The 1,988-nt window shown below is 67.7% G+C and carries 1 protein-coding gene; it reads left to right on the top strand.

Annotated features, from left to right (window positions below; genetic code table 11):
- Nucleotides 1-33: 33 nt before the first annotated feature.
- Nucleotides 34-1,988, top strand: a 1,955-nt coding sequence (locus IEZ19_RS49625) for a condensation domain-containing protein (protein ID WP_189317932.1), incomplete at its 3' end; no start/stop codon positions are given.

Genomic DNA, 1,988 nt, shown 5'->3' with positions numbered 1-1,988 from the left:
GTCGTGTTGGGGGTGGAGGTCGAGGTTCGGGCGTTGTTCGAGGCACCGACGGTGGCCACTCTCGCCGACCGCCTGGCCGAAGGAGTCGGGCGGGCTCGGACGTCGTTGCGGGCGGTGGAGACGCGTCCGGAGCGGGTGCCGTTGTCGTTTGCGCAGCGGCGGTTGTGGTTCCTGGCCCAACTGGAGGGCCCGAGCCCGACGTACAACATCCCGCTGCAGGTGCGGCTGAGCGGCGAGGTGGATATCGCCGCGCTGAACGACGCGCTGCGAGACGTGATCGGGCGCCACGAGACGCTGCGCACGGTGTTCCCGGCCGTGGACGGTGAGCCGTACCAGCGGATTCTGGACGCGCGAGAGCTCAAGTGGCGACTCGAGGTGCGCAGCGTGGAGGCCGATGAGCTGAGCGCTGCCGTGAGCCAGGCGTCGCTGTATGCGTTCGATCTGTCGGCGGAGGTGCCGATTCGGGCGTGGCTGTTCGAGGCCGGTTCCGACGAGCAGGTGGTCGTGGTGGTGGTACATCACATCGCCAACGACGCGTGGTCGATAGGCGCGCTGCGGCGTGATGTCTCGGAAGCGTATGCGGCGCGGCTGCGTGGTGAGGCTCCGGTGTTCGAGGCGTTGCCGGTGCAGTATGCGGATTATGCGTTGTGGCAGCGGGAGTTGCTGGGAGCGGAGTCCGACCCGGGGAGTGTGCTGTCGCAGCAGGTGGGGTACTGGCGGCAGGCGCTGGCCGGGGTGCCGGAGGAGCTGGTGCTGCCGGTGGATCGGGCACGTCCTGCGGTGTCCGGTCATGTGGGGCGTCGGGTGCCGTTGCGGGTGTCGGCCGAGGTGCATCAGCGGGTGGTGGACCTCGCGCGGGCCGAGGGCGTGACGGTGTTCATGGTCCTGCAGGCGGCGTTGGCGGTCACTCTTTCGCGCCTTGGTGCGGGGACGGATGTCCCAGTGGGTTCGGCGGTTGCCGGTCGTACGGATGAGGCGTTGGACGACCTGGTCGGGTTCTTCGTGAACACGTTGGTGGTGCGGACGGATCTGTCGGGTGATCCGGAGTTCCGTCAGGTGCTGGCTCGGGTGCGGGAAGCGAGTCTGGGGGCATTGGCGCATCAGGATGTGCCGTTCGAGCGGCTGGTGGAGGAGCTGGCCCCGGAGCGGTCGCTGTCCCGGCACCCGCTGTTCCAGGTGATGCTGACGCTGCAGAACGTCGAGCCTGCGGGAGGGGGTTCGCAAAGCCTGGATCGGTCGACCACCAACTCGGCGAAGTTCGACCTCGATGTGTCGTTGTCGGAGGTGCTGGACGAGGCGGGACGTCCTGCTGGGTTGCGGGGTGGCCTGACTGCGTCGGCGGATCTGTTCGAGGCGGAGACCGCTGAGCGGTTGATGGGCTGGTTCGGCCGGGTGTTGGAGTCGGTGACCGCGGCGCCTGATGTCCGTCTGCATGCGGTGGATGTGCTGGATGGCGACGAGCGTGCCCTGCTGCAGCAGTGGAATGACACGGCGTCGGGTGTGGCTGGTGCGTCGGTGGTGGAGCTGTTCGAGGAGCGGGTGGCTGCGGATCCGGGTGCGGTGGCGGTGGTGTCGGATGGCGTCGAGGTGTCGTATGGCGAGTTGGATGTGTGGGCGAATCGGTTGGCGCATTGGTTGCGTGGCCGGGGTGTGGGTTTGGAGTCGGTGGTGGGTCTTCGTCTCCGGCGTGGTGTGGAGATGGTCGCCGGGATTCTGGGTGTGTGGAAGGCGGGGGCGGCGTACGTCCCGGTGGATGGTGAACTGCCGGTCGAGCGCGTGGAGTTCATGCTCGCGAATGCCGGTGTGGGTGTGGTGGTGGACGCGGATGTCCTCGATGGGCTGGGGGAGTACCCGGATACTGCGCCCGGAGTGGGGGTTGCCCCTTCGGGGTTGGCGTATGTGATCTATACGTCGGGTTCGACCGGATCGCCGAAGGGTGTGGCGGTGTCCCATGGTTCGTTGGTGAATCTGGTGTCGGTGTTCGGGCC

This window comes from Streptomyces brasiliensis (genome assembly GCF_014647875.1).
In the GTDB taxonomy this organism is placed as follows: Bacteria; Actinomycetota; Actinomycetes; order Streptomycetales; family Streptomycetaceae; genus Streptomyces; species Streptomyces brasiliensis.
Note: the sequence above shows the minus strand (reverse complement) of the source record. Positions and strands in the feature narration are given on the sequence as shown.